This window comes from Conexibacter sp. W3-3-2 (assembly GCF_009707605.1).
Taxonomy (GTDB): Bacteria; Actinomycetota; Thermoleophilia; order Solirubrobacterales; family Solirubrobacteraceae; genus Paraconexibacter; species Paraconexibacter algicola.
Genome location: NZ_WLYW01000001.1, coordinates 1380014 through 1403973, shown reverse-complemented (window position 1 = coordinate 1403973; position 23960 = coordinate 1380014). Strand labels below are relative to the sequence as shown.

Here is a 23960-nt window from a genome sequence, read left to right as displayed (position 1 = left end):
GCCCCGAGTCTCCGCCCGGACCGGCGCCTAGCGCCGCTTCGCCGTCTTCTTCACCTTCAGGGCCTTCGTCACCGCGCCGCCGGAGGCCGCGGCGGTCGAGGCGCGGAACGTCAGCGTCCCGCCCTTGGCCACCAGCCGCTTGGTCACGGCGCGCGAGAGCTTCACGCTGACCTTCTGGGAGCTGCCCGACAGGACCGCGATCCAGCGCGGCTTCAGGACCTTCGTCCCCGCCAGCGAGGCGCTGACCTGCACGACGCAGCCCTTCGCCGCCACCTTCGGGCAGCTCACCGTGAACGACGCCGACTTGCGGCTCTTCGTCAGCAGTGCCTTGCCGATCGTGGCCCGGGCCCGCGCGCTCGCGGCCGCGCCGGGCCGTGAGGTCGAGCCCGGCGTCGTGGCCGACGGCTTCGTCGTCGTGGTCGTCGGCTTCAGCGGCGTCGAGCCGGGACGCGAGCCCAGCAGCGAGGACAGCGTCGAGGCGAGCGTCGTCAGCGCGGGCGTCGTGCCGCTCGTCGCCTGGACGCGGGTCACCGACTCCAGCAGCGGTCCGACGATCGGGAGGTCCGCGACGCCGGTCGTCGTCAGCAGGCCGTTGACCGTGCCCAGGAGGCTGTCGAGCTGCAGCAGGTTCGCCCCGACCGGCAGGCCGGCCAGCAGCGCCTGCAGCTGGGCGAGCGGGTTCGCGAGCCCGGCCGCGCTCGGCGCCGCACCGGAGAGCGTGCCCGTCAGGCCGGTCACGAGCGAGCCGAGCGGCAGGCCGTTGCCGAGCGCCAGCAGCTCCGTGATCTTCGCCGGGTCCAGCGCGCCGACGAGCGTGGTGAGGTCACCGCCCGTCGCCCCGCCCAGGACCCCGGCGAGAGGGGCGGGCAGCAGCGTGTTGACGAGATCCCCGAGCTGGGTCGGGTCGAGCGCCCCGAGCAGCGCGGTCAGGTCGCCGCCCGACGCGCCGGTCAGGAGGTTCGCGACGAGGTTCAGCCCGTCGGTCTGGCCGAGCGCCGTGTCGAGCACGTCCCCGAGCAGCGGCAGGTCGAGCACGGTCAGCGCCTGGGTGAGCGCGTCGAGCGACAGCCCGTCGAGGATCGTCGTGAGCTGCGTCGGGTTCGCGTTGGCGATGATCGTGCCGAGGTCGACCGCGGGCAGCGACTCGAGCGTCTGCGCCAGCGGGGCGGGCAGCGTCGAGGTCACCTGCTGGAGGATCGGGGTGAGCACCGGGCCCAGGACCGGCAGGCTGCCGAGCCCGAGGATGCGCTGCGTGCCGACCCCCGACGGGGTGACGGGCGCCTGGGCGGCGCTGGCCGCCGAGGCGGTCACGCCGGCGGTGGCGCCGATGGACAGTGCGGCGATCGCGGCGACCGTGCCGGAGCGCTTGATCTGATGGTTCATGGTTGTCGGTGACTCCCCTCACGGGCACCGCGACGCTGCTGTGGGACGCGGTTCGGTGCCCTTCTCCGGACCCGGTTGCGGGCCCCTACCGGGGAGCGCATCGGCGCCATCCCCGGTGACCTGAAGGGCCCGCTGGACGGATGTCGTGGGGTGCGAGCCCGGTGCGCCCGGCGTCGCGTCCATGGCCGGTCACACGATCTTCACCGCACGGTCACCGGCCGGTCACGGCAGACCCCGGTCCGGGGAGGACGCTCGATTCATGGACCTGCACGCGCGCATGGGGATCAACGTCCATCGCGAGACGTGGCCGACCACGGCCGCCCTGAAGGGCATCGAGGCCTCCGGCTTCGGCTGGGTGCAGATCCACACGCCCCCGAAGGAGATGCTCTGCGACCGCGAGCGGCTGCGGCTGCACGCCCGCGGCGTCCGCGCCGCGCTCGAGCCCACCGGGCTGCGGCTGCTGCTGCACGGGCCCGACGACCTCGCGCTCGGCGCCCTGGACCACGACCGTGCCTTCGACGGCCTGCTCGACTACGCCGTCGAGGCCCGCGCCGAGATCGTCGTCTACCACGGCCTGAACCACCTCGACGCCGACGGCCCCGCGGGCGAGCGCTCGCGGCTGCGCGCCGAAGGGGAGGAGCGGGCCCTCGCGCGGCTCGGCAAGCGCGCCCACGCGCTCGGCGTCACCGTCGCGGTCGAGAACCTCGCGCCCGTCTTCCCCGGCCCGCCGCGCCTCACCCACGACCCGCTGCGCATCCACGACCTCGTGCGGCGGCTGCGCAACCCGTCGGTCGGCATGCTGCTCGACCTCGGCCACGCGCACGTCACCAGCGGCCTGCACGGCACCGACCTCGAGGCGGTCGTCGCCCGCGTCGCGCCCGAGGTCGTCCTCTTCCACGTGCACGACAACCTCGGCGCCCGCCGTCACGGCCTGGGCTTCCCCGGCGTCGACCCGCTGCGGCTGGACCTGCACCTGCCGCCGGGGGCGGGCACGCTGCCCTGGGACCGCGTCCGCGACGTCCTGCTCGCCCACCGCGCCCCGCTGATGCTCGAGATCGAGCCGTCCCACCGGCCCGCCTCGCTGCCGCAGCTGTTCGAGCAGTCCCGCGCCGTGCTGCGCGGCGAGCGGCCCGCGAGCGTCGGGATCGCCGCCGCGTAGGCTTCGCGGCCGTGACGACGGCCGCCGCCCTGCGCTCCGCCTGCCTCGCCCTGCCCGGTGCGCAGGAGACGTTCCCGTTCGGCCCGCAGACCATGGTCTTCAAGGTCGGCGGCAAGATGTTCGCGCTCGTCCCGCAGGACGCGACGCCACCGACCATGAGCGTCAAGTGCGATCCCGACCTCGCCGCGCAGCTGCGCGAGACCCACGAGCAGGTCCGGCCGGGCTACCACCTCGACAAGCGCCACTGGAACACCGTCGTCTGCGACGGGACGCTCCCCGACCGCTTCCTGCGCGAGCTGCTCGAGGACTCCTACGACCTCGTCGTCGCGAAGCTCCCCAAGCGCGTGCAGCGCGAGCTCGACTGGCCCGGGCTCGCGGGCTGAGCGGCCCCGGCACCCGGCGCGGGTAGCCTGCGGGACGTGACCGACGATCGTCAGCTCCAGGCCGTCCGCGCGCTGCTCACCGCCGCGCGGACCATCGGCCGCGGGACCACCTCGATGCGGGTCGTGCTCGGCCAGGCCCACGGCCTCCTCGCACCCGACCTGCTGCCGCCCGCGGTGCGCGCGGAGCTCTGGGCCGAGCTGCAGGACGCCGCCGACGCCGTGACGCCGCTGCCCTACAAGGAGGTCGAGAAGCTCCTGCGCGACGCCTGGGGCGGGAAGGTCACCGACGAGCTCGACCGCCTCGACGAGACCCCCGCGACGGTCGGTCCCGCCACCCAGACCCACCTCGGGGAGCGCGACGGCGAGCCCGTCGCCGTGACCGTGCTGCGCCCCGGCCTGACCGGGATCGTCCGCGCCGACCTCGCGCTCGCCGACCAGCTCGTCGGGCAGGCCCGCTCCGTGTTCCCCGCCGTCGACGTCCCCGCGATCGTCGGCGAGGTCCGCGAGCGCGTCATGGACGACCTCGACCTAGAGTCCGTCGCCTCCCAGCAGCGCGGCCTGCACCGCGCGCTGCGCCGCCACGACGACCTCGGCGTCGCCGCGCCCGTCACCGAGCTCTCGCACCCCGGGGTCCTCGTGCGCGAGCACGTCCCGGGCACCCCGATCCTCGAGACCACCGGGGCCGACCGCGCCCGCGCCGCCGAGCTGCTCGTCCGGCTGGCGGGGGGCGCCGTGCGCCACGGGACGGTCGCCGCCGACCTGCGGCCCGAGACGCTCGTGCTCGACCGGTCCGGGCGGCTCGTGCTGCTCGAGGCCGGTGCGGTCGCCCGCATCGACGGGGATCGCGCCGACCACGTACTCGCCGGGCTCGACGCGCTCGCCGCCGGGGACGACGCCGCCGGCGCCCGCGCGCTCCAGGCGCTCGGCGCCCTGCCCGCCGAGCACGCCGCGACCGCGGTCGCGCTCGGCCGCGAGCTGCTCGGCCCGCTCCTCGCCGGCGGCCCCGTCACGGTCGACGCGGCCGCCGCGACCGCCGTGCTCGAGCGCCTCGACGACCGGATCGGCGACGCGCTCGCGCTCGCGCCGCACGCGTCGGTCGCCCCCACGGACCTCTGGCCGCTGCGGATGCTCGGGCAGGCCGCGCTGCTCGTCGTGCGTCTCGGCGTCGAGCTCGACTGGCTGACGCTCGCGCGCGACGCGGTCCGCGACGGCTGGGACTGACCCCGGCGCGCTCAGCGCTGCGCGGTGCGCACGTCGCGGTCGGGCGGCAGCGTCCAGCCGTCGCGCGCCGACCAGCGCACCGGGCTGCCGTCCGGCAGGTGCGCCAGCGCGCGCCCGCAGCGCGGCGTGCCCCACAGGGTGGCGACGTGGGGCCGGTCGGCGTCCGCCGCGTCGCCGAGCCCGCGCGCCACGTGCTCGGCGGGATGCGTGACGACGACGTGCCCGTCGCGCACCCACACCGGGATCGTGTCGAGCGGGGCCGGGACCACGTGCTCGCGCCCGCCCTTCACCCGCTGTCCGGACCACGTCTCGATCCAGCGCCCGGGCGGCAGCACCACCTCGCGCTCGCGCGCGCCGTCCTCGAGCACCGGCGCGACCCACAGCGACGGGCCGAGCCCGAACGCGTCGGCGACGGTCCACGCGTCCGCGAAGCCGGGAGCGAGCAGCGACAGCGGCCGCACGATCGGCAGGCCGGTACGGGCCGCCGTCCGCGCCGCCGCGCGCAGGTACGGGACGAGCATCTCGTGCAGCAGCACGCAGCCGCGGTAGCGCTCGAGCGTCGCGGCGTCGTAGCTCCAGGGCTCCTGCTGCAGCCGTCCGTGGGCCTGCATGAGCGGCGTGAACGCCCCGAGCTGCGCCCAGCGCAGCAGCAGCTCCGGCGGGCAGCGGTCGATCCCCTTGTGGCCGAGGTAGCCGCCGACGTCGTGCGACCAGTTCGAGAAGCCGGAGTGCGCGGCGCTGATCGTCGCGGCGACGAGCGCCTGCAACGACCAGAAGTCCGACGCCTGGTCGCCGCCCCAGAGGATGCCGTGGGCCTGCTGGCCGCTCCAGCCGCTGCGGCCGAACAGGACGCCCTCGCCGGGGTGGACCTCGTCCAGCGCGCGCTGCATGCACGCCCGGTACAGCTCGCCCCAGCGCCACGCGGTCGTCGCCCCGGTGCTGCCGTCGGCGAAGCGCACCTCGTCCTCGAGGTAGTAGCCCTCGCCGTCGTCGGCCTTGATGCCGGCGACGCCCATCCGCAGGACCCGCTGCGCCTGCTCGCGCCACCACCGCTCCGCCTCCGCGGAGGTGAAGTCGACCGGGGAGCCGGTGCCCATCCACCACTGCCGCACCAGCGGGCGGCCGTCGGCCTCGCGCACGAAGTGCCCGTCGCGCGCGCCGGCCGCGTAGTTGGAGGCGGGCTCGCGGTGCAGGCGCCGGGAGGCCGGGTCGGGCGGGATCTGGCCGTCGCGCGAGTCCACGTTCGTCCACGGGGTCACCCAGACGACCGTCCGCACGCCCTGCGCGCGCAGCGTCTGCACCATGCCCGCGAAGTCCGGGAACTGGTGCGGGTTGGGGATCCAGGTGTTGTAGTTCGTCTCCCACGGGGAGTCGAGGACGACCGCGTCGAGCGGGATGCCGTGCCAGGCGCAGCCGCGCGCGTCCTGCAGCACCTGGTCCTGGTGCTCGTGGACGTCGCGGGACTTCCAGAAGCCGTACGCCCACGCAGGCAGCAGGCCGGGCAGGCCGGTGCGGCGCAGCTCCGCGCGCAGCCGTGCGGCCGGTCCCGGCCCGGTGAACACGTGCGCGCGCAGCGGGCCCGAGCGCGCGCGGACGCTGACGATCGTCGTGTCGCGCCGGGCGCCGAGCTCGAACCGGGTGCCGTTGCCGTGGGTGTCGAGCGCCACCGCGTACCCGCGGCTGGACTGCAGGAACGGCACGGGCGCGTAGTCGCCCTGCGGGATGCCGCCGAGCTCGAGCATCTCCGGCGGGCAGTCCGGACCGGTGTACCAGCGGTCGGCGCCGAGCTGGATCCGGCGGCCGCGATGGTCGACGTCGTGCCCGTGGCGGGCGCCGAGGCCGGCGAAGTGCTCGCCGGTGCGCGTGTCCCACTCCAGCGCCACGCGCAGCGGGTCGCCGTCGGCGTGGGCCTCGAGGAGCACCTCCTCGTCGGCGGGCAGCGTGATCCGCAGCGTCGCGCTGCGGCCGCCCTGGAGCGTCAGTCCCAGCAGCACGCCGTCCGTCGTCTCCTCGCGCAGCGCGAATGCGACGGTGCGCTCGGGGAAGCCGGTGCGCTCGTCCGGGATCACGCCCTCGGTGTGGCGCACGAAGCGGTCGGCGACGGTCCCCGTGCACGCCCAGACGTGCAGGCCGCGCAGCAGCCGGTGCCCGTCGCGGCGCAGGTGGATGCGGAACGGTCGGTCCTTGATCTCGAGCCGCAGGTGCGCGCGGGTGAGCACGAGGGCATCGCGCTCCGCGTCGATGCGGACCGCGCCGGGGGACGTCGTGGCCATCGCGCGACACGTTCACGGTCGCGCGTGACGATCCCGTGACGATCGGGTGAACGGCCGTCAGGCAGCGTCGGGGGCGCGCGCGTTGCGGGCGGCGCGCTGCGCCAGGGCGGCGAGCTCGTCGCGCAGCTCCTGCGGCTCGCGGACGGTGAACGGCACGTCCATCACGCACAGCCAGGCGGCGATCTCGCGGTAGGACGTGCCGCTGGTGTGGAGCAGGCAGTGGTCGTCGTCGAGCGCCTCGAGCTCGCCCGCGTAGGGGCTCACGCGCGGGCGCAGCTGCTCGAGCGACCCGTCGAGCACGAGCGTGCCCGTGACCCGCCGGTAGAGCGTGCCGATGCCCTGCTGGACGTAGGCGGCGAGGTCGCGCGCGGGGGCGGGGCGCGGCGCGCACCGCCGGCCCGGGACGGGCGGGCGCTGGATCCGGTCGACGCGGAAGGTGCGCCAGTCCTCGCGCGCGCAGTCCCACGCCACGAGGTACCAGCGCCGTCCCGCCGAGACGAGCCGGTGGGGCTCGACGAGGCGGTCCATCGTCTCGCCGTCGCCGCGCCGGTACTCCAGGCGCAGCTGGGTGTGGTCGCGGCAGGCGGTGGCGATCGCCATGAGGACCTCGGCCGCGACGGGCGTCGTGAAGCGGTCGCCCATCGGGACGGTGTACGACTGGAGCACGTTGACGCGGCGGCGCAGGTGGCCGGGCAGCACCTGCTCGAGCTTGACGAGCGCGCGCATCGAGGTCTCGGCGATCCCCTCGACGGAGCCGGAGGTCGCGGCGGTGCGCAACCCGACGGCGATCGCGACGGCCTCGTCGTCGTCGAGCAGCAGCGGCGGCAGGTCGGCACCGGGCTGCAGCTGGTACCCGCCGGCGGCGCCGCGCGTGGCGGTCACGCGGTAGCCGAGCTCGCGCAGCCGCTCGACGTCGCGGCGGATCGTGCGGTGGCTGACCTCGAGCCGGTCGGCGAGCTCGGAGCCGGGCCACTCGCGACGGGTCTGGAGCAGCGAGAGAAGGGAGAGCAGCCGGGCGGAGGTCTCGATCACACCACCCAGGATGACCGGGAACGCGGTCAGTACCTGTCCTCGTTCGCCCACCGGACGCCTCCGCGGAGACGCTTTTCGAGCGCCTATCCGCCATGTTGGCGCGTTCAGGGGAGCTCGACCGAGAACGGGCCGCTCGTCGTCGCGTCCACACCCGCGGCGACGTCGGGGCAGACGGACAGCCGCAGGCGCAGCGTCACGGCGGCGGGGGCGGGGACCGCGAGCGGGATCGCGATCGTGCCCGCGCCGCGATCCAGCGGCCCCTCCGCCAGCCCCAGCGGCGCGGTCGACGCCGCGTCGGACAGGACGACGACCTGCACCCCGCAGGCCGGTGCGCGCGGGTCCTCGCCGGGAGCGAACCGCAGCGTGAGGGTGCGGCGGTCGGCGCTCGTCGTGCGTTCGCGCAGGTCGGCGATGCCGCGCACGCGTTCGCAGTCGGCGCGCAGGAGGTCCCCGACCGCCGGCCCGTCGACGGTGTCCGCGCCGGGACCGCAGCCGAGCGTGCTCGTCGCGGTGCGAGGTGCCCCGGGGTCGGCCAGCGTCAGGGCGACGCGGTCGTCGCCGGGACCCGCGTCGACGCGGGCGCCGGCGGCGGGGCCGCGGACGAGGTCGTCCCCGGCGCCGGCCCGGACCGTGTCGCGTCCCGGGCCGGGGGAGAGGACGTCGTCGCCGGGGGTGCCGGTGAGCCGGTCGGCGCCCGGTCCCCCGTCGAGTCGCGGGCCGTGCAGGCGATCGTCGCCCGCGCCCCCGTGCAGGCCCGCGCCCGTGGCGGTCGCGCACGCAGGGTCGCAGTGCGGGGAGCGGTCGGCCAGCACGTCGGCGCCCGGGCCGCCGTCGACCGCGCGGACGGCCAGGCGCGCGGCGGCGGTGACCGTCAGGGCGTCGTCGCCCCCCAGCAACGCCGCGCGCAGCCGCGACGCCGCCGGGCACGACACCGCGCGCCCGCGGTGACCCGCGGCGCCGGAGGCCGCCCGGCAGCCGTCGCCCGCCGCGAGCCGCCCGCGCGTGGCGGTGACGAGCAGCCGTCCGCCGTGGCGGGTGACCGTCACGGCGTCGCGGCCGGCCGTCCCGAGGATGCGCAGCTCCCGTCGGCGGACGGCGGCGCCCGGCGCGTCCCCCGCCCCGCCACGGACGACGACCAGCCGCACGCGGGCGGCGGGCGCCGGTGCGGCCCGCCGGGCGACGGAGGGGGACGGCGCGGCGGGGGCGACGACCGGCGACCCCGCCCGCGCGTGCAGCGGGGCGGCGACCGCGTGCGGGGTGCCCGTCCCGGCCACGAGCCACACGGCCGCCATGGCGACGGCCCGGGCGAGCGGACGCGGGTGGCGCACCGGCCGGGCGGCTACCGCGCGCGGACGGCGTCGGCGAGCAGGTCGGCGTGCCGCAGCCAGACGGCGACGTCGCGCTCGCCGCGCTCGGTGAGCGCGAGCGTCAGGCCGCGGAAGAGCGTCGCGATCTCCTCGTGGGCGACGTCGGCGCGCACCGAGCCGTCCGCCTGTGCGCGGGCGAGCAGCCGCCGGCCCGCGGCGGTCGACTCGGCCTTCGCGGCGACGAGCTCGGGGTCGTCGCAGTCGCTGATCAGCCCGTGGGTGAGCAGGCCGCGCGCGCGGCTGCCCGCCGCGGCGCGCAGGACCTCCCGCAGCGCGGTCCAGCCGTCGACCGACGCGTCGGCCGACCACTCGTCGGTCATCGTCGCCATCCACCGCAGCCGCTCGGCGGCGACCGCGGCGACGAGGTGCTCCTTCGTCGGGAAGCTCCGGTAGACCGTCGCCTTGCCGACCCCGGCGCGCGCGGCGATCGCGTCGACGCCGACGTCCGGACCCTCGCGCGTGAACAGCTCGGTCGCGGCGCGGACGACGGCCTCGCGGTTGCGGACCGCGTCGGCGCGCTTGCGGACGGGGGTCGGCGACGTGCTCATGCCCTCGACAGGGTGGCAGGCCGCTCGGCCAGCGGCGCCGTCGCCGCCAGCTCCTCGGCGAGGCCGACGCCCGCACGGGAGCGCCCGGGCTCCGGGATCACGCACGACACCGCGGTCGCGACGGCCGCCACGCCGCCCATGACGAGGAACGCGGTGGTGAACCCCGACTCCTGCGGCACGACCGTCCCGGCGAGCGCGCTGCCGGCGAGGATCGACGCCGCGGCCTGCGAGCCCAGCGACGCGCCCGCGGAGCGCACGAGCGCGTTGAAGCCCGTCGCCTCGCCGGTCTGGTCGGGACGGACGGCGGCGACGATCAGGTTGGGCATCGCCGCGAACGCGAAGCCGATTCCGGTGAACAGGACGCAGCCGAACAGCAGCACCTGCAGCTCGCTGCCGTGCGCGACGCCGAGCAGCACGAGCCCGAGGGTGGAGAGCGCGCCGCCGATGACGAGCGGCACGCGCGGCCCGACCCGGCCCGCGAGGGCACCGGCGAACGGGCCGGTCACCAGCATCGACAGCGATCCGGGGAGGAGCAGCAGGCCGGCCTGCGTGGCGTCGAGACCGAAGCCGTAGCCGCTGGACTCCGGGCTCTGCGCGAGCTGCGGCACGAGGATGAACGAGCCGAACATGCCGAAGCCGACGAGGAACGTCGCGACGTTCGTCATCAGGATCGGCGGGCTGCGCAGCGTCTCGACGTCGGCGAGCGGCTGCGCGGTGCGCGCCTCGACGCGGTACCAGACCGCCAGCACGGCGAGCCCGGCGAGCACGAGCGCGACGAGGCGGCTGTCGGTCCAGCCCCAGGTCGTCGCGCGCGAGACGGCGAACAGCGGCAGCACGAGCCCGACGGAGAGGATCGCGGCGCCGCGCAGGTCCACCTTGCCGGGGCTGCGCACCGGGGACTCGGGGACGAGCAGCTGCGCGCCGACGGCGGAGACGACCGCGAGCGCGGCGGCGACCCAGAAGATCCAGTGGTAGGAGGCCTGGTCGACGAGCAGGCCACCGCCGACGATGCCGATGCCGCCGCCGATGCCCGCGATCGAGGCGATGAGGCCGATGCTCGACGGCACCTTCTCGCGCGGGAACTCGTCGCGGATGATCCCGAAGCAGAGCGGGAACACCCCGCCGGCGACGCCCTGCAGGACGCGGCCGGCGACGACGACCTCGAGCGTCGAGCCGAGGGCCGACAGCGCCGACCCGGCGGCGAACGCGACGAGCGAGATGACGAGCAGGCGGCGCTTGCCGAACATGTCGCCGAGGCGGCCCATGATCGGGGTGAAGACGGCGGCGGTGACGAGGTAGCCGGTGAGCACCCAGGCGACCCCGGCGGCGTCGGTGCCGAACTCCTCCTGCAGCGTCGTGAGCGCCGGGATGAGCGTCGACTGGGCGAGCGCGAAGGTCGCGGCGGCCATGCTCAGGACGAGCAGGCTGCGCATGGGCTTGGGGCGGGGGGCGTGGGGGGACACGGGGACTCCGAGGGGGAAGCGGACTGCGGAGTCCGGATGTTAACGGGAAGTGGACTCCGGCGTCCGGTTCCCCGTCGCGGCGGAACCGTTCGGGCCCGCCGCGTTCACCGCCTGGTCACGGGCTGGTGGCAGCCGCTTCACAAACGCCCTGCGTAGCCGGAGGAACCTGCGCCCCATCACCACCGACCAGATGACAGGAGACGCACCGATGACGCTCCACCGCACGAGCCGGGCCGACCTCCACTGCCACAGCACCGCCAGCGTGCTGAGCAAGCTCGGGGTCCAGCGCTCGCTCGGCCTGCCCGAGTGCGCCACGCCCCCCGAGGACGTGCTCGAGCTCGCCACGCGCCGCGGGATGGACTTCGTGACCATCACCGACCACGACACGATCGACGGCGCCCTGCAGATCGCCGACGACCCGCGCGTCTTCCTCAGCGAGGAGGCCACGCTCTGGTTCAAGGGCGAGCCGCAGGCCGTCCACGTCCTCTGCCTCGGGATCACGCCGGACGACCACGAGTGGATCCAGGCCCACAACACGGACGTCGAGCAGGTCGCCGAGTACCTGCACGAGCACGGCATCACCTGCGCGCTCGCGCATCCCTTCTACGCGGTCGAGGCGCCGCTCACCCCGCGCCACCGCCGCCGCCTCGCCCAGCTCTTCCCGATCTGGGAGACCCGCAACGGCAGCCGCGCCCGCGAGCTCAACGCGCCCGCCGCCGTCTACATCGAGACGCACGGCGGCACCGGCATCGGCGGCTCCGACGACCACGCCGGCGTCGACATCGGCCGCACCTTCACCGAGACCCCGTACTGCGCGACCGTCGAGGAGTTCCTCGCCCACATCCGCGCCGGCCGCGCGACCGCCCGCGGCGAGCAGGGCAGCGCCGCGAAGTGGGCGCACGCCGCGATGGGCCTCGCCACCCGCGCGCTCGGCGTCCCCACCGACGACGAGCCCGCCCCGAACCCGCAGATCGTCCTCACCATGATCGAGCGGGTCATGCGCGAGGGCGACGCCCGCTCCGGTGCCGCCGTCGGCGCCGACCTCGGCCCCCAGGACGCCCGCGCGCTGCTGCGCGCCTGGCTCGACGCGATCGAGTTCGACGGCACCGAGGCCGAGCTGCTCGCCACGCTCCAGGACGAGGACTTCAGCCACGCCGACCTGTATCGCAAGGCCCGCCGCGCGCACGAGCGCAAGCTCGCGCGCCAGGTGGACGCGGTCGTCGCGCTGACGTCGGACCCGTCCAAGCGCGCCGCCGACTACCTCGGTGCGGCGAGCGGGTTCTTCGACGCGTGCGTCGCCGCGATCCCCTACGCGCCCGCCACCGCGTTCCTCGGCAAGGAGAAGGCCAAGCTCGTCCACCGCGAGAACGAGCCGCTGCGCGTCGCCCTCGTCGCCGACGCCGTCGGCGGCATGCACGGCGTCACGCACACCCTCGACGAGATCCGCGAGCGCGGCGTCCCCGGCTTCGAGGTCGAGGTCGTCGGCACCGACCACAACACCGACCGGCGCCTCAGCGCGGTCGCGGAGATCGACATCCCGTTCTACGCCGGCCTCCAGGTCGGAGTGCCGTCGCTGCCCGCGGTCGTCGAGACGCTCGCCGAGGGCCGCTACGACCTCGTGCACCTCTGCTCGCCCGGCCCGGCCGGGATCGCCGCGGCGCTCGTCGCGCGGATCATGGAGCTGCCGGTCCTCGGCAGCTACCACACCGAGCTCGCCGCGTACGCCGGCCTGCGGACCGCCGACCCGCTGCTGGAGCACGGCGCCCGCGCCGCGATCGCCGCCTTCTACGGGCAGTGCGATCACGTGCTCACCCCGTCGCCCGCCAGCGACGAGGTGCTGCGCGGCATGGGGATCGCCGACAGCCGCATCGGCCGCTGGGACCGCGGCGTGGACATCGCCCGGTTCGACCCGGCCAAGCGGACCTCGGGCCTGCTCGGCAGCGACGCGATCAACGTCCTCTACGTCGGGCGGCAGACGAAGGAGAAGGGCGCCGACCTCCTCGCCGACGCGTTCCTGCGGGCGCGCGAGACCAACCCGCGGCTGCACCTGAACCTGGCTGGCGGCGGCCCCGAGGAGCACCAGCTGCGCGCGCGCCCGGCGAGCACGCGACGTTCCTCGGCTGGCTGGAGGGCGAGGAGCTCGCCCGCGCGTACGCCAGCGCCGACGTCTTCCTGTTCGCCTCGCGGACCGACACGTTCGGCCAGGTGCTGCTCGAGGCGCAGGCCAGCGGCCTGCCGGTCGTCGCGGTGAACGAGGGCGGCCCGTGCTCGATCGTCGAGGACGGCGTCACCGGCCTGCTGCGCGACCACGACGCCGACGCGCTCGCCGCCGCGGTCAACGAGCTCGCCAACGCCCCGCTGATGCGCGAGCGGCTCGCCCGCAACGGCCTCGCCGCCGTCCGCGAGCGGACCTGGGACGCGGCGCTCGGCCGCCTCGCCGCCGGCTACCACCGCGCGCTGCAGGTCGGCGGCGTCGCCCGCGACGAGACCGGCCGCCGTGTCGCCTGAGGCCGGCAGGCTCCTCGGCGGGGACCACGACGAGGGGCCCCGCCGCCACCTCGCGCTGGTTCCCGACCGGCCGCTGCGTGTCGTCGACGTCGCGCTCTGGTACGGGGAGCGCAGCGGCGGGATCCGCACCTACCTCGACGCGAAGGTCGCGCAGCTCGCCGACCACCCGGACGTCGAGCACCACCTCATCACCCCCGGGCCGGTGGAGCGGCACGCCGGGGGCGCCACGAGCTGCGCGCGGTGCGCCTGGCCACCTCCAACGGCTACCGGATCCCGCTCGGCGGCGGCGGGCTGCGCCGCACGCTGCGCGACCTGCGACCCGACGTCGTGCTGCTCCACGACCCGTTCTGGACGCCCCGTGGGGTCAGCGCCGTCGCCCACGAGGTCGGCGCGCTCGCCGTGGCCGTGCACCACGGCTCCAGCGAGCTCGACGCCGCCGGCATCCCCGGCCCGCAGAGCGCCTACGTCCCGCTGTTCCGTGCCTGGCTGCGCCGCGCCTCGCGCGAGGTCGACGCGATCATGTCGGTGGTCGACACCACCGCCGACTGCGGGCGCCCCGCCGACGTGCCGCTGCGGCTCGGCCTGCACGACGCGTTCCGTCCGCGTCCCGAGGTCCCGCGCGGAGACGAGACCGTGTACGTGGGCCGCCTCGCCCGCGAGAAGGGCGTCTTCGCGCTGCTGGAGGCCGCCGCCCGCAGCGCCGAGCCGTGGCCGCTGCGGTTCGTCGGATCGGGTCCCGCGCGCGAGCGGCTCGCCGCGCGGGCCGCGCGGCTGCGGATCGCCGACCGCGTCCTCTTCGCGCCGTTCGTCGGCGACCGCGACGAGCTCGCGCGCCTGTACGCGGGCGCGCGCTGCGTCGTGATGCCCGGCGAGCACGAGACGTTCGGCCTCGTCGGGATCGAGGCGGCCGCCAGCGGCGCCCGCGCGGTCTGCTGCACGACCGCGCCGTCGGGCCGGCTCTGCGGCACGCTCGTGCACCGCTACGCGCCCGGGGACGTCGACGGCCTCGCCGCCGCGATCGCCGCCGCGCGCGCCGCGACGCCCGACCACGTCGCGTCGGCCGCCCTCGCCCGCCGCCACGCCTGGCCGCAGGTCTTCGCCGCCGAGCTCGACACGCTGCGCCACCTCGTCCGTCGCCCCCGCGTCCGGGCGGTCTGAGCGATGGCCCGGGTGACGCGACCGCTGCGCCTGGCCGTCGCCCTCCACGACGTCGAGCCCGCGACCTACGAGCGCTGCGCGCTGATCCGCGACTGGCTCGACGACCACGGCGTCGACCGCGTCACGCTGCTCGTGATCCCGGCGCCCGACCTGCACCCGTTCCACGACCGGCGCCCCGAGATGGTCGACTGGCTCGCCGACCGGCGCCGCTTCGGCGACGCGATCGCCCAGCACGGCTTCCAGCACCGCCAGACCCAGCCGGGTGCGCCGGGACGGCAGCTGCTCGCCGGCTGGCAGGGGGGGCGCGCCGCCGAGTTCGTCGGGCTCGACGAGGCCGAGACGCGCCGCGCCGTCCGCGCTGGGCGCCGCGTCCTGCGCCTCGCGGGCGTCGAGCCGCGCGGCTTCGTCGCCCCTGCCTACGCGTACACGAACGAGCTGCGCACGACGCTCGCCACGCACTTCGAGTGGTGGGCGTCGCTCTCCCACGTCGTCCACGACGGCGGCCGCCGGGCGACGCTCAACCCCGCGCTGTGCCTCGGCACGACCTCGGTCACCAAGCGGCTGCTGTCGCCGCTGGTGGTCCGCGCCGGCGCCGGGATCGCCGGGGACGTCCTGCGCCTGGACCTCCATCCGGCCGACCTCGACCACCCCCGCCACATCGGTGCCGTCGAGGCGGTGCTGCGCGGCGCGCGGCGGCGCGTCGCGGTCACCTACGACGAGCTGGCCTGCGGGGCGTGAGCCTCGACGCGCTCGCCGAGCGCACGCTGCGCGCCAACTGGCGGACGGGCGTCCGGCGTGGCGTGCCGTACGCCTACACGGTCCCGGCGACGCCGCGCTACCGCCACATGTGGCACTGGGACTCCTGCTTCCACGCGATCGCCTGGTGCCGCTACGACCGCGGCCGCGCCCGGGCGGAGCTGCGCACGGTCCTGCGCTCCGGGGACCCGGACGGCTTCCTGCCGCACACGGTGTTCTGGGATGCGCCCGCGGGCTGGCGGCGCGCCCCGTTCTACGCGACCGAGCGGTCGTGGGGGAGCTGGCGCACGACGACGATCGACCCGCCGCTGCTGCCGCTGGCGTGGGAGCACGTCGCGCGCGCGAGCGCCGAGGAGGACCCGGGCTTCGCGACCGAGGCGCTGCCCGCGCTCGCCGCGCACCTGGACTGGCTGCAGGCCCGCCGCTCCGTGCGCGACGACGGGCTGCTGACGATCGTCCTCCCGGACGAGTCCGGCCTCGACGACGCGCCCGCCTACGACCCGGTGTTCGGTCCGCACGTCCACTACCGGCCCGGCTACTTCCGGCTCGTGCGCCGCTGGCAGCGGCTGGGCTGGGACGCGCACCGCATCGCCGCGACCACCGACCGCCACTGCGTCGACGTGCTGGTTACGACCGCCTACGCGCTGTCCCTGCACGCGATGGCGCGGCTCAGCGGCGAGGCGCGGTGGGCGACGCGCGCCGCCCGCGTCGAGCAGGCGCTGTGCGAGCAGTGCCTCGACCCGGCGACCGGGCTGTTCCTGCACCTCGCGGGTCGCGCGCGCACGCCGGTGCGCGTGTCGACCTGGGCGGCGCTCGCGCCGCTGGCGCTCCCGGGCGTGCCGCTGGACGTCCGCCGGCGGCTCGTGGAGGAGCACCTGCTCGACCCGCGCCGCTACCGCGCCGCCGTCGGCATCCCGTCGGTCAGCATGGACGAGCCGAGCTTCCTGCCCGGCTTCGACCGCTGGCGCACGTGGCGTGGCCCGTCGTGGGTCAACACGGCCTGGTGGCTGGTCCCGGCGCTGCGCGACCTCGGGCACGGCGCGGAGGCCGACCGGATCGTGACGGGCCTGACGGAGGCGGCGCTGCGCGACGGGCTGCGCGAGTACTACGACCCGCGGGACGGGCGCGGGCTCGCGGCCCGCGGGTTCGGCTGGTCCTGCCTCCTGGCCGGGCTGGTCGAGGTACCCTCGGCGGCATGAGCCCGATTCCCGGCGACCCGTACGACCGCAAGCCGTTCGAGCTGAAGACGAAGGACGGCAAGACCATCCGGCTGAAGGTGAACGACGCGATCGAGGGCCCGCCGGAGGTGCAGGGGGCGGTCCAGCGCAACGAGGACGGGCCGGTGGCGCCGGACGTCGCGCCGCCCGAGCCGACCGAGTAGGCGGCCCCTCAGCGGTCGCCGTCGGCGGCCGGGGCCGCCAGGACCTTCGGGCCGAAGCCCTGGACGGCCGGGTCGGCGGCGAGCCCGAGCCGGTCGAGGCCGAACAGGTCCTCGAGCGTGCGGAGCAGCGCGAGGTGGTCGTAGGGCTTGTCCTGCACCGTGCCCGCGGTCACGAACGGGGAGAGGACGACCGCGCCGGTGCGTCCGCCGCCCGGCACGCCGTCGGGGCGGCCGCTGCAGCACGGGCGGGCGTCGGCGAACGGCCCGGTCGCGGGCGCCTGGTCCCAGACGACGATCACGAGCCCGTCCTTGCGGTGGGCTGCCGTGCTGGTGAGCTTCGGCACGAGCGTCGCGAGGAACGCGTCGGCGGCCGCCGGTCCCGACGGGCGCCCGTCCGGGCAGGGGACCTCGATGCCGCTGTCGCAGACATCGGGCACGACGAGCGAGAAGTCGGGGATCGCGTCGTCGCCGGCGGCGAGGTCGCGGTCGAGCTGGCCGAGGTCGACGACGCTGCCGCAGTCCGCCCCGGCCGTGACGGAGGCGAACCACAGGGCGGGGACGCGCGCGGTCGCGAACGCGTCCCCGGGGCGGGGCTGTAGGCCCGCCGGGTCGGGCCGGTCGAGCTCCGGTGCGCGGCACGAGTCCACGCCGGTGGCGCCGAGCGCGCCCGCGTAGACCTTCCACGTGCGGCCCGCGCCGGTCAGCTGGTTCAGCAGCGACGGGGTCGCCTCCGGCAGCACGCACGTGCCCGCGGTCGGGGTCGTGCAGCCGGCGAGCTGCTCCGGGGTGGCGGCGAGGCCGCCCAGGAGCGCGACGCCGTTGCCGATCGCGCCGCGGGTGACCGCGTGGTAGCGCGGCAGGACGAGCCCCTCGGCGGCGAGCGTCCGCGCGACGTACGGCATCGGGGAGTCCGAGCCGAAGGTGCGCTCCGACCGCCCGTCGGCCATCCACACGACCGTGACCTTGCCGACCGTCGGGAGCGCCGGGCGCGCCGGGCCGGCGGTGGTCGGAACGTCCCCGGTGGCGGGGTCCTCGTCGGTGGCGGGGGCGTCCGTCGGCTCCTCGTCGGCGGCGGGCTCCTCGGCCGCCGGGGCCGGCACGTCCGTCGCCGGAGCGCCGACCGCCGGGGCGGGGGCCGGGTCGGCGGTGACCGCGGGCGCGTCCGTGGCGGGGGCCGGCTCCTCCGGGACGGTGCCGGGGGCGGGGGTCGGCGCGGGGGCGGGCGCGAGCAGCGGCGCCGGAGCGGGCGCGGCGGCGAGCGGTCCGGCCGCCGGACCGACCACGACCACCGGGTCGCCGGTGGCGGCCAGCGAGCTGTCCGGTCCCGGCCCGGAGGCCAGGCCGATCCCGATCCCGAGCGCGAGCACCGCGCCCGAGGCGCCCGCCGCCGCCCGGGTCGAGAGCGTCAGGCGCGCCGGACGGCCGGCGCCGTCGGGCGCGTCCGGGTCGGTCGTGGGCGCCCAGGGCCACGCGCGGTCGGGGAAGCGCTGCTCCGCCCAGGCGCGCACGACATCCAGCGGCGGACGGTCGCGGTGCATCGTGATCTGTCCGGCCCGGGCGTCAGCCGTCGTCGCCCGCGCGCACGGGGGCGACCGGGATCGACACGTCCGACGGCGCCGTGGCGACCGAGGGGTTGTCGAGCTGGCCGAGACGCTCGATGAGCGTGGTCCACTGGTTCGGCTTCAGCACCGCGTCGATCTGCTGCCCCAGCTGACCGGTGCCAGCCACCTGCGGACGGAAGCCCACGTGGATGTGGTCGGCGTGGTCGGGGAGCGCGAGCGTGTTGTCGGTGCCCTCGAACGCCATGAGGCTGATGATCTGGTGCGGCTTCATCGTGCCCTGCAGGGTCAGCAGCCGGCGGATCACGAGGTCCGTGACGGACCCTTCGCCCTGATGCCCGAGAACCGGGATGCCGTTGACCGTCGCGATGTCCATGGCGGTCCCCGTAGTGTGCTCGGAGACGTTGCCGGAGCTTGTGTAATACCCGTGACCGCAGCGCAGCGAGGTGATGCCCAGCTCCAGGCCGGAGGCGGCGAGGAACTCGAGCGTCGCCAGCACGCGCCGGTCGACGACCCCGGCGCGGATGTCGTCGCGACCGCACGGGTAGATGTCCAGCCGCCGGTTGTCCAGGACGCGCCGCTGCAGCGCCTCCTTGCCGAGCAGCAGGATCTGGCCGATCGACGGGGTCTTGGCGTCCGGGCCGAACAGCGGGTTCTCGCCCTTGGCCCGGTAGACCGCGGTGGACTCCAGGAGCTTCCAGCCGTCGAGGATCGGCTTGGGGTCGATGCGCGGCGCGCCGCGACCGGCGGGCCGGATCTCGAACCGCAGGTGCGACGCGACCTTCGGCGTCGGACGGGCGAGCACGCCGAGGGTGGAGCCGGCGAGCACGCGCGAGCCCTCCTTGAGCGCGACGCGGACGAGCTTCGTGCCCTGCGCGACCTGCGGGCCGGTGGCACCGACGACGGCCGGGTCGACCTCGGTCGCGGGCGCGGCGTCGGCCGGGGACTGGGCCAGCTGGCGCGCGCCGCCGGCGCGGTACGCGGCGGGCCGCTGCGGGTTGGCGAACAGCCGCTCCTTGCCCGCGGCGGCCTCGGCGCGCACCGGGGCGGCGGGGGCGTCCGCGGTGGCGACGGGCACGTCGGCGGCGGTCGGCGGCAGCGCGGTGGTCGCGACCCCGGCGGCCCGGGCGGCCCGGAGGTTCTCGGCGAGCTCGGAGCGGGCGGGCGCGACCGGCACCGCCGGGGCGACCGACGCGCCGCGGGTGCGGAACGCGGGGACGGACGCCTTCGGCCGCGGGGCGGTGCTCGCCGGTGCGGCGGGCGCCGGGTCCAGCGGCAGCGGCCGTGCGCGCAGGCCGGTGCGGCGGGCGGCGTCCTGCTCGCCCTCGCGCGGCACCAGGTGCGTGGCGGCGACCCGGCCGAGGTGCGCGTAGGTGTACGTGTTGCCGTAGACGTCGCGCAGCTGCACGAACCGGCCCAGGCGCGCGGACCGGCCGATGCGGACGATCTCGCCGTCCTGCACCGCGACGGCGGGCGACCCGGCCTTCGCGAACACGTCGATCCCGCGGCGGCCCGCGGTCGACTCGACGAGCCGCGCGGCGTTGCGGCCGCGGCGGACGCGCTGCGTCGCCTCGCGCTCGGACAGGTCGTCGGCGTAGGTGGCCTTCGCGGCGACCGGGAACAGCCCCTGGGTCAGGCCGGTCAGCGAGCCGACGAGGTCGGCGGGCAGGCCGCCGATCAGCCGGGCGCGCATCAGGACGCTCTCGACGTACCAGTCGGCGTGGTTGTAGGCGAAGATCGCCTTGCGGATGTCCTCGTCGGCCCCGGCGGCCTTGAGGTACCGGGCGGCGGCGAAGATCGCGTCGACCGGGTTGTACGGGTCCTTCGCGCCGTCGCGGTTGGCGTCGACCCCGTAGGCCTTCCAGGTCGCGGGCATGAACTGCATCCAGCCCAGTGCGCCGGCCGTGGAGACGTTGAGGTTGCGGCCGTAGTCGGTCTCGATCTCGTTGATCGCCGCGAGGATCTCCCAGCGCACCCCGTACTCGATCCCGGCCGCCTGGTAGATCGGCAGCAGGAACGGCGGGATCCGGAACTTCTCGATCAGGAAGTTCGGCACGCCCTCGGGCGCGACGCCCGGTAGCGCGAGCGTGAACGTCGGGTTGTCCGTGGACGGGGAGCCGTCGGCGTTGCGGCCCTCGCCGGTGAGGCGCTGCTCCTCGGCGGCGCGGTCGGCGGCCTCGTCGGTCTCGTCCTGCGTGCGCTCGTCCTGCTCGGCGGCGTCCTGCGCCGCCTGCTCGGCCGCCTCGCGACGCTCCGCGGTGTCGCGGCGCGCACGGTCGCGCTCGCGGTCCTTCGCGGTGGGCGTCCCGACGACCGCGGGCCGCTCGTCCTCGCGCTCCGGGCGCGGGGTAGGCGTCGGGTCGGGCGCGCCGACGACCGCGGGGCCCTCGTCGGGCGTGGCGGTCGGCGAGGGCGCCGCGGACGGCGTCCCGGTCGGCCCGGTCGGGGCGTCCTGGGCGAGCGACGGCGCGACCCCGGCACCCAGCCCGGCGGCCCCGAGGAGACCGGCCGCGGCGAGGCCTGCGGTGATCCTGGACCGGTCGCTCACGCCGACATGGTGACACCGGTGGGCAGAAGCTGCGCCCCACACTGCCAGCAGAAGGCCGCGCCGTGCGCGTAGAGCCCTCCACAGCTGGGGCAGGCGCCCGCGGCGCCGGCGTCCTCGAGCCGCACGAGCCGCTCGGCCTCGGCGAGCTGCGCGTCGACCTCCTGCAGGCGCGCGGCGCGCTGCACGAGCACGTCGAGACGGAAGTGGTCGCGGATCGCCATCTCGTAGGTGAGACCGCCGAGGTCCCACTGCAGCTCGGCGACCTCGCGGGCCAGCTCGTCGCGGCGGGCGACGAGCTCGGGCTGGGTCAGCGCGGCGGTGCCGCCCGGGGGCAGCGGGTCGGGCCCGGCCGGCGGGACGCCGCCGGTGATCCGGTCGCGGACGGTGCGCATGGTGTCGGTCAGGGGGCTCATCCGAAGGTCTCCGCGTCGCTGCCGCCGCCGGCGGGCTTGCTGTCCTTGGCGGGGGGCGGCCCCTCGCTCTGGATCTTGTCCGGCAGCTTCTTGCTCTCCTTCTGGAACGTCTCGGGTGCGGCGTTCTCCTGCTGGCCCAGCGTGTCGTCGAGCGGCGCGGCCTCCGGGTCCGCGGCGGGCGCGTCCTCGGTGGTGTCCTGCTCGTCGTCGGCCGTTCCCCCGGCGGCCTGAGCCGCGGAGGCCGAGACCCGGACGACCGTCGCATCGGGGAACGATGCGGTGACGGCGTCGAGCGCGGCCTGCGCGTCCTTGCGCGCATCGTAGACGCCGCTGTAGACGAGATAGGCACCCGGGTCCAGCGACGGGTAGGCGTCGGTGTCCAGCGCCCCGACGGACGGGGCGCCCTTGGCGGTCGCGTCGGCCTTCGCGGCGGCGACCGCCGCCGGGGTCGTGCCGTCCTTCGGCAGCGTCTGCAGCCGGATCGTCCAGCCCTCGGTGCCCGCGGGCCAGTCGGCGGTGAACGTGGCGGGCGCCGCGGCCCCGGTGGGGGCGGCCGCGACGGCCGCGGCGGGCGCGGCGACGCCACCGACGGTGATCACGGTCGGCCGCTGGCCGTCGCCGTCGCCGGCGTTGCCGATCGCCACGCCGACCCCGAGGGCCAGGAGCATCGTCGCCGCCGCGGCGACGAGCGTCACCGGGCGGTCCGACGAGGCGAGGACCCCGCCGCGCCGCGCGGCGGGCGGCGGCACGGCGGCGGCGGCGAGCCGCAGCGTGCCGGGCGGGTCCGGGGGCACGGGCGGCGAGGCGTGCCCGCCGACCGCCGCGGCGGTGCCGGGCTCGTCGAGGAACCGCAGCGGCGCGTCGGCGCGACGGGCCCCGCAGTTCAGGCAGTAGCGCTGGTCGGTCGCCAGCGGCGCCGAGCAGGACCGGCAGGTCTCGCCGGGACGGCCCAGGCGCGGCTGGTGCAGGAGGTGGGTGTCGGTCACGGGAGCACGGTGGGGAGGACGGAGGTCTCGAGCTCCGCGCCGGCGGGATCGCCGACGAAGAACACCTGGTAGGCGACGGTCGCCCGCGCGCGCAGGCGCGGCACCTGGCCGCGTCCGGCGGCGACGATCCGTCCGCCGCGGCGCGCGGCCACGGTCACGATGAGGTTGCGCTGCTCGACGGTGGACTCGTTCGTCACGCGGCCGATCGCGGACGCGCCGCTGGAGGGGTCCTGCTGCAGGCCGCCGGGCGTCAGCCGCAGCCGCGGGATCTCGCCGCTGCGGGGGCGTGCCTCGCCGGCCTTCACGGTGGCGGCGGCGGCTTCGCCGTCGGTGAGCAGCTGGTCGTTGACCCACAGGACGGGCTCGCCCGCGGGCAGCACCGGCAGGCCGGTGAGGGACGGGTCGAGCCCGGGCGCGTCGTTGGCGCCGATCGCCCGCCCGGCCGGGTCGGTGACGGTCACGGCGAGCGGGACGCGGGCGAGCGCGCGGCTGCCGCGGGTGCGGACCTCGACGGCGACCGCGGTCCCGTTCTCGTCCTGCAGCACGGTCGGCTCGCCGAGCCGCACGTCCGGGTTGGACGCGCCGGTCACGGTGACGCCCTGCTGGTTCAGCAGCGTCGCCTTGGACTCCTTCTCGAGCCGGGCGGACACGCTCTGGGTGGACTCGCAGCCCGCCGCGAGGACGGCGAGCGCGAGCGCGCACGACCCCACGACGGCCCGTCTCATCCGAACTCCCCGCTGACGTAGTCCTGGGTGCGGCGGGCCCGCGGGCGGTGGAAGACCTGGTCGGCGGTGCCGTACTCGACGAGCTCGCCGAGGTACATGAAGCCGACGTGGTCGGCGATCCGCTGCGCCTGCTGGAGGTTGTGGGTGACGATCACGACCGCGACCTCCTCGCGCAGCTGCACGATCAGGTCCTCGATCGTCGCGGTCGACTGCGGGTCGAGCGCCGAGCACGGCTCGTCGAGCAGCAGCACCTCGGGGCGCGCGGCGAGCGCGCGGGCGATGCAGAGCCGCTGCTGCTGGCCGCCGGAGAGCCGCAGCGCCGGGTGGTCGAGGTCGTCCTGCACCTCGCGCAGCAGGCCCGCGCGGCGCAGCGCGTCCTCGACGGGCTCGCGCAGCTCCTTCTTCCCGGGCCGCTTGGAGCCCTGCTCGCGCAGGGCGTAGGCGACGTTGTCGAAGACGCTCATCGGGAACGGGTTGGGCTGCTGGAAGACCATGCTGACGCGGCGGCGCAGCCGCGTGACCTCCAGCAGGTCGACGTCCTCGCCGTCGAGGAGGATGCGCCCGGAGCGCGTGGCGGTCGCGGTCAGCTCGGTGAGCCGGTTCAGCGACCGCAGCAGCGTCGTCTTGCCGCAGCCCGACGGGCCGATCAGCGCGAGCACCTCGCCCTGACGGACGGGGATCGTCACGTTGTTGACCGCGACCTTCTCGCCGTAGGCGATCGTCAGGCCGTCGACGCGCATGCGCTCGCGCCCGTAGGCGGGCGCGCTCGGCGTGCCGGTCGCGGTCGCCTCGCCCGGGAGGGCGGGGACGACGCCGCGGTCGGCGGGCGCCGCGGGGCCGCGCGGCACGACGTCCGCGTCGGGGGTCGTGCCGATGCGGCGGATGGGCGGGGGAATCAGCGGATCCACGATGGCGACTCCGCACGGCCGCGCGTGATGCGCGTGACCGCGGCGTTCAGGAACAGGACGATGAGCAGCAGGACGAACGCGGCGGCGTAGGCCTTCTCCGGCGCGTTGCCGTCCCCCCGCGGGGGAGTTCGTGTAGACGTAGCTCGTGAGCGTCGACCCGGTGCCCTGGAGGAACGAGATCACCGGCGT

At 76.4% G+C, this 23960-nt stretch carries 20 protein-coding genes and 1 pseudogene; 9 read left to right on the top strand and 12 right to left on the bottom strand.

From position 1 onward, the window contains the following. Positions 1-27: 27 nt before the first annotated feature. A complete protein-coding gene (locus GKE82_RS06970) occupies positions 28-1383 on the bottom strand; it encodes a hypothetical protein (RefSeq protein ID WP_154732803.1) in 1356 nt (451 codons plus the stop codon). Positions 1384-1642: 259 nt separating this feature from the next. Between GKE82_RS06970 and GKE82_RS06965 the strand changes: the two genes are divergently transcribed. From GKE82_RS06965 to GKE82_RS06955, 3 genes are read left to right on the top strand one after another with little or no spacing between them, the layout of a single operon-like run. Continuing rightward, positions 1643-2542 carry a sugar phosphate isomerase/epimerase gene (locus GKE82_RS06965; RefSeq protein ID WP_158276848.1) on the top strand — a complete coding sequence of 300 codons (900 nt, stop codon included), beginning with the start codon at positions 1643-1645 and terminating at the stop codon, positions 2540-2542. An 11-nt stretch (positions 2543-2553) separates the two neighbouring features. Then, positions 2554-2925, top strand: a complete 372-nt coding sequence (locus GKE82_RS06960) for an MmcQ/YjbR family DNA-binding protein (protein ID WP_309233476.1) — start codon at positions 2554-2556, stop codon at positions 2923-2925. A 36-nt stretch (positions 2926-2961) separates the two neighbouring features. Next, complete coding sequence (locus GKE82_RS06955) at positions 2962-4146, top strand: AarF/UbiB family protein (protein WP_154732802.1); 1185 nt, start codon at positions 2962-2964, stop codon at positions 4144-4146. An 11-nt stretch (positions 4147-4157) separates the two neighbouring features. Here GKE82_RS06955 and GKE82_RS06950 read toward each other — a convergent pair whose 3' ends face one another. The 5 genes from GKE82_RS06950 to GKE82_RS06930 form a co-directional block, all read right to left on the bottom strand. Then, positions 4158-6419, bottom strand: a complete 2262-nt coding sequence (locus GKE82_RS06950) for a TIM-barrel domain-containing protein (protein ID WP_154732801.1) — start codon at positions 6417-6419, stop codon at positions 4158-4160. A gap of 57 nt (positions 6420-6476) precedes the next feature. After that, positions 6477-7451, bottom strand: a complete 975-nt coding sequence (locus GKE82_RS06945) for a WYL domain-containing protein (protein WP_309233475.1) — start codon at positions 7449-7451, stop codon at positions 6477-6479. Positions 7452-7555: 104 nt separating this feature from the next. Continuing rightward, the gene (locus tag GKE82_RS06940; protein ID WP_154732800.1) at positions 7556-8779 is read right to left on the bottom strand and encodes a calcium-binding protein; all 1224 of its coding nucleotides are present in this window, start codon (positions 8777-8779) and stop codon (positions 7556-7558) included. 11 nt (positions 8780-8790) lie between these two features. Next, on the bottom strand, positions 8791-9366 hold the full coding sequence (locus GKE82_RS06935) for a TetR/AcrR family transcriptional regulator (RefSeq protein ID WP_107569423.1): 576 nt from the start codon (positions 9364-9366) through the stop codon (positions 8791-8793). Beyond that, entirely contained in the window at positions 9363-10799 is a 1437-nt protein-coding gene (locus tag GKE82_RS06930) for an MFS transporter (RefSeq protein ID WP_199223969.1), read from the bottom strand. Before GKE82_RS06930 ends, GKE82_RS06935 begins: the two co-directional genes overlap by 4 nt. Before the next feature lie 220 nt (positions 10800-11019). On the opposite strand from GKE82_RS06930, the pseudogene GKE82_RS06925 reads away from it, so the two are divergent. From GKE82_RS06925 to GKE82_RS06900, 6 genes and pseudogenes are all read left to right on the top strand, one after another. Then, a pseudogene (locus GKE82_RS06925) lies at positions 11020-12720 on the top strand (glycosyltransferase); the annotation flags it as partial. Then, a complete protein-coding gene (locus tag GKE82_RS30615; RefSeq protein ID WP_154732798.1) occupies positions 12624-13337 on the top strand; it encodes a glycosyltransferase in 714 nt (237 codons plus the stop codon). The pseudogene GKE82_RS06925 and the gene GKE82_RS30615, both read left to right, overlap by 97 nt. A 96-nt stretch (positions 13338-13433) precedes the next feature. Then, positions 13434-14495, top strand: coding sequence for a glycosyltransferase (locus GKE82_RS06915; protein ID WP_255450868.1), 1062 nt, complete (start codon positions 13434-13436; stop codon positions 14493-14495). 12 nt (positions 14496-14507) lie between these two features. Continuing rightward, positions 14508-15233 (top strand): DUF2334 domain-containing protein, encoded by a 726-nt coding sequence (locus GKE82_RS06910; protein ID WP_196189093.1) that lies wholly within the window; start codon positions 14508-14510, stop codon positions 15231-15233. Beyond that, positions 15230-16450, top strand: a complete 1221-nt coding sequence (locus tag GKE82_RS06905; protein WP_107569431.1) for a hypothetical protein — start codon at positions 15230-15232, stop codon at positions 16448-16450. The genes GKE82_RS06910 and GKE82_RS06905 overlap by 4 nt, the downstream gene beginning before the upstream one ends. Next, entirely contained in the window at positions 16447-16632 is a 186-nt protein-coding gene (locus GKE82_RS06900; protein ID WP_107569433.1) for a hypothetical protein, read from the top strand. Before GKE82_RS06905 ends, GKE82_RS06900 begins: the two co-directional genes overlap by 4 nt. An 8-nt stretch (positions 16633-16640) precedes the next feature. Here GKE82_RS06900 and GKE82_RS06895 read toward each other — a convergent pair whose 3' ends face one another. From GKE82_RS06895 to GKE82_RS30610, 6 genes are read right to left on the bottom strand one after another with little or no spacing between them, the layout of a single operon-like run. Further along, a complete protein-coding gene (locus tag GKE82_RS06895; RefSeq protein ID WP_154732796.1) occupies positions 16641-18170 on the bottom strand; it encodes an alkaline phosphatase family protein in 1530 nt (509 codons plus the stop codon). Between the two features lie 22 nt (positions 18171-18192). After that, complete coding sequence (locus GKE82_RS06890; RefSeq protein WP_154732795.1) at positions 18193-20739, bottom strand: lytic murein transglycosylase; 2547 nt, start codon at positions 20737-20739, stop codon at positions 18193-18195. Then, the gene (locus GKE82_RS06885) at positions 20736-21152 is read right to left on the bottom strand and encodes a hypothetical protein (RefSeq protein ID WP_154732794.1); all 417 of its coding nucleotides are present in this window, start codon (positions 21150-21152) and stop codon (positions 20736-20738) included. Before GKE82_RS06885 ends, GKE82_RS06890 begins: the two co-directional genes overlap by 4 nt. Next, positions 21149-22138 carry a hypothetical protein gene (locus tag GKE82_RS06880; RefSeq protein ID WP_154732793.1) on the bottom strand — a complete coding sequence of 330 codons (990 nt, stop codon included), beginning with the start codon at positions 22136-22138 and terminating at the stop codon, positions 21149-21151. The genes GKE82_RS06885 and GKE82_RS06880 overlap by 4 nt, the downstream gene beginning before the upstream one ends. Next, a complete protein-coding gene (locus GKE82_RS06875; protein WP_154732792.1) occupies positions 22135-22863 on the bottom strand; it encodes a hypothetical protein in 729 nt (242 codons plus the stop codon). Before GKE82_RS06875 ends, GKE82_RS06880 begins: the two co-directional genes overlap by 4 nt. Then, a complete protein-coding gene (locus GKE82_RS30610) occupies positions 22860-23603 on the bottom strand; it encodes a phosphate ABC transporter ATP-binding protein (RefSeq protein WP_107569805.1) in 744 nt (247 codons plus the stop codon). Before GKE82_RS30610 ends, GKE82_RS06875 begins: the two co-directional genes overlap by 4 nt. Positions 23604-23960 lie beyond the last annotated feature (357 nt).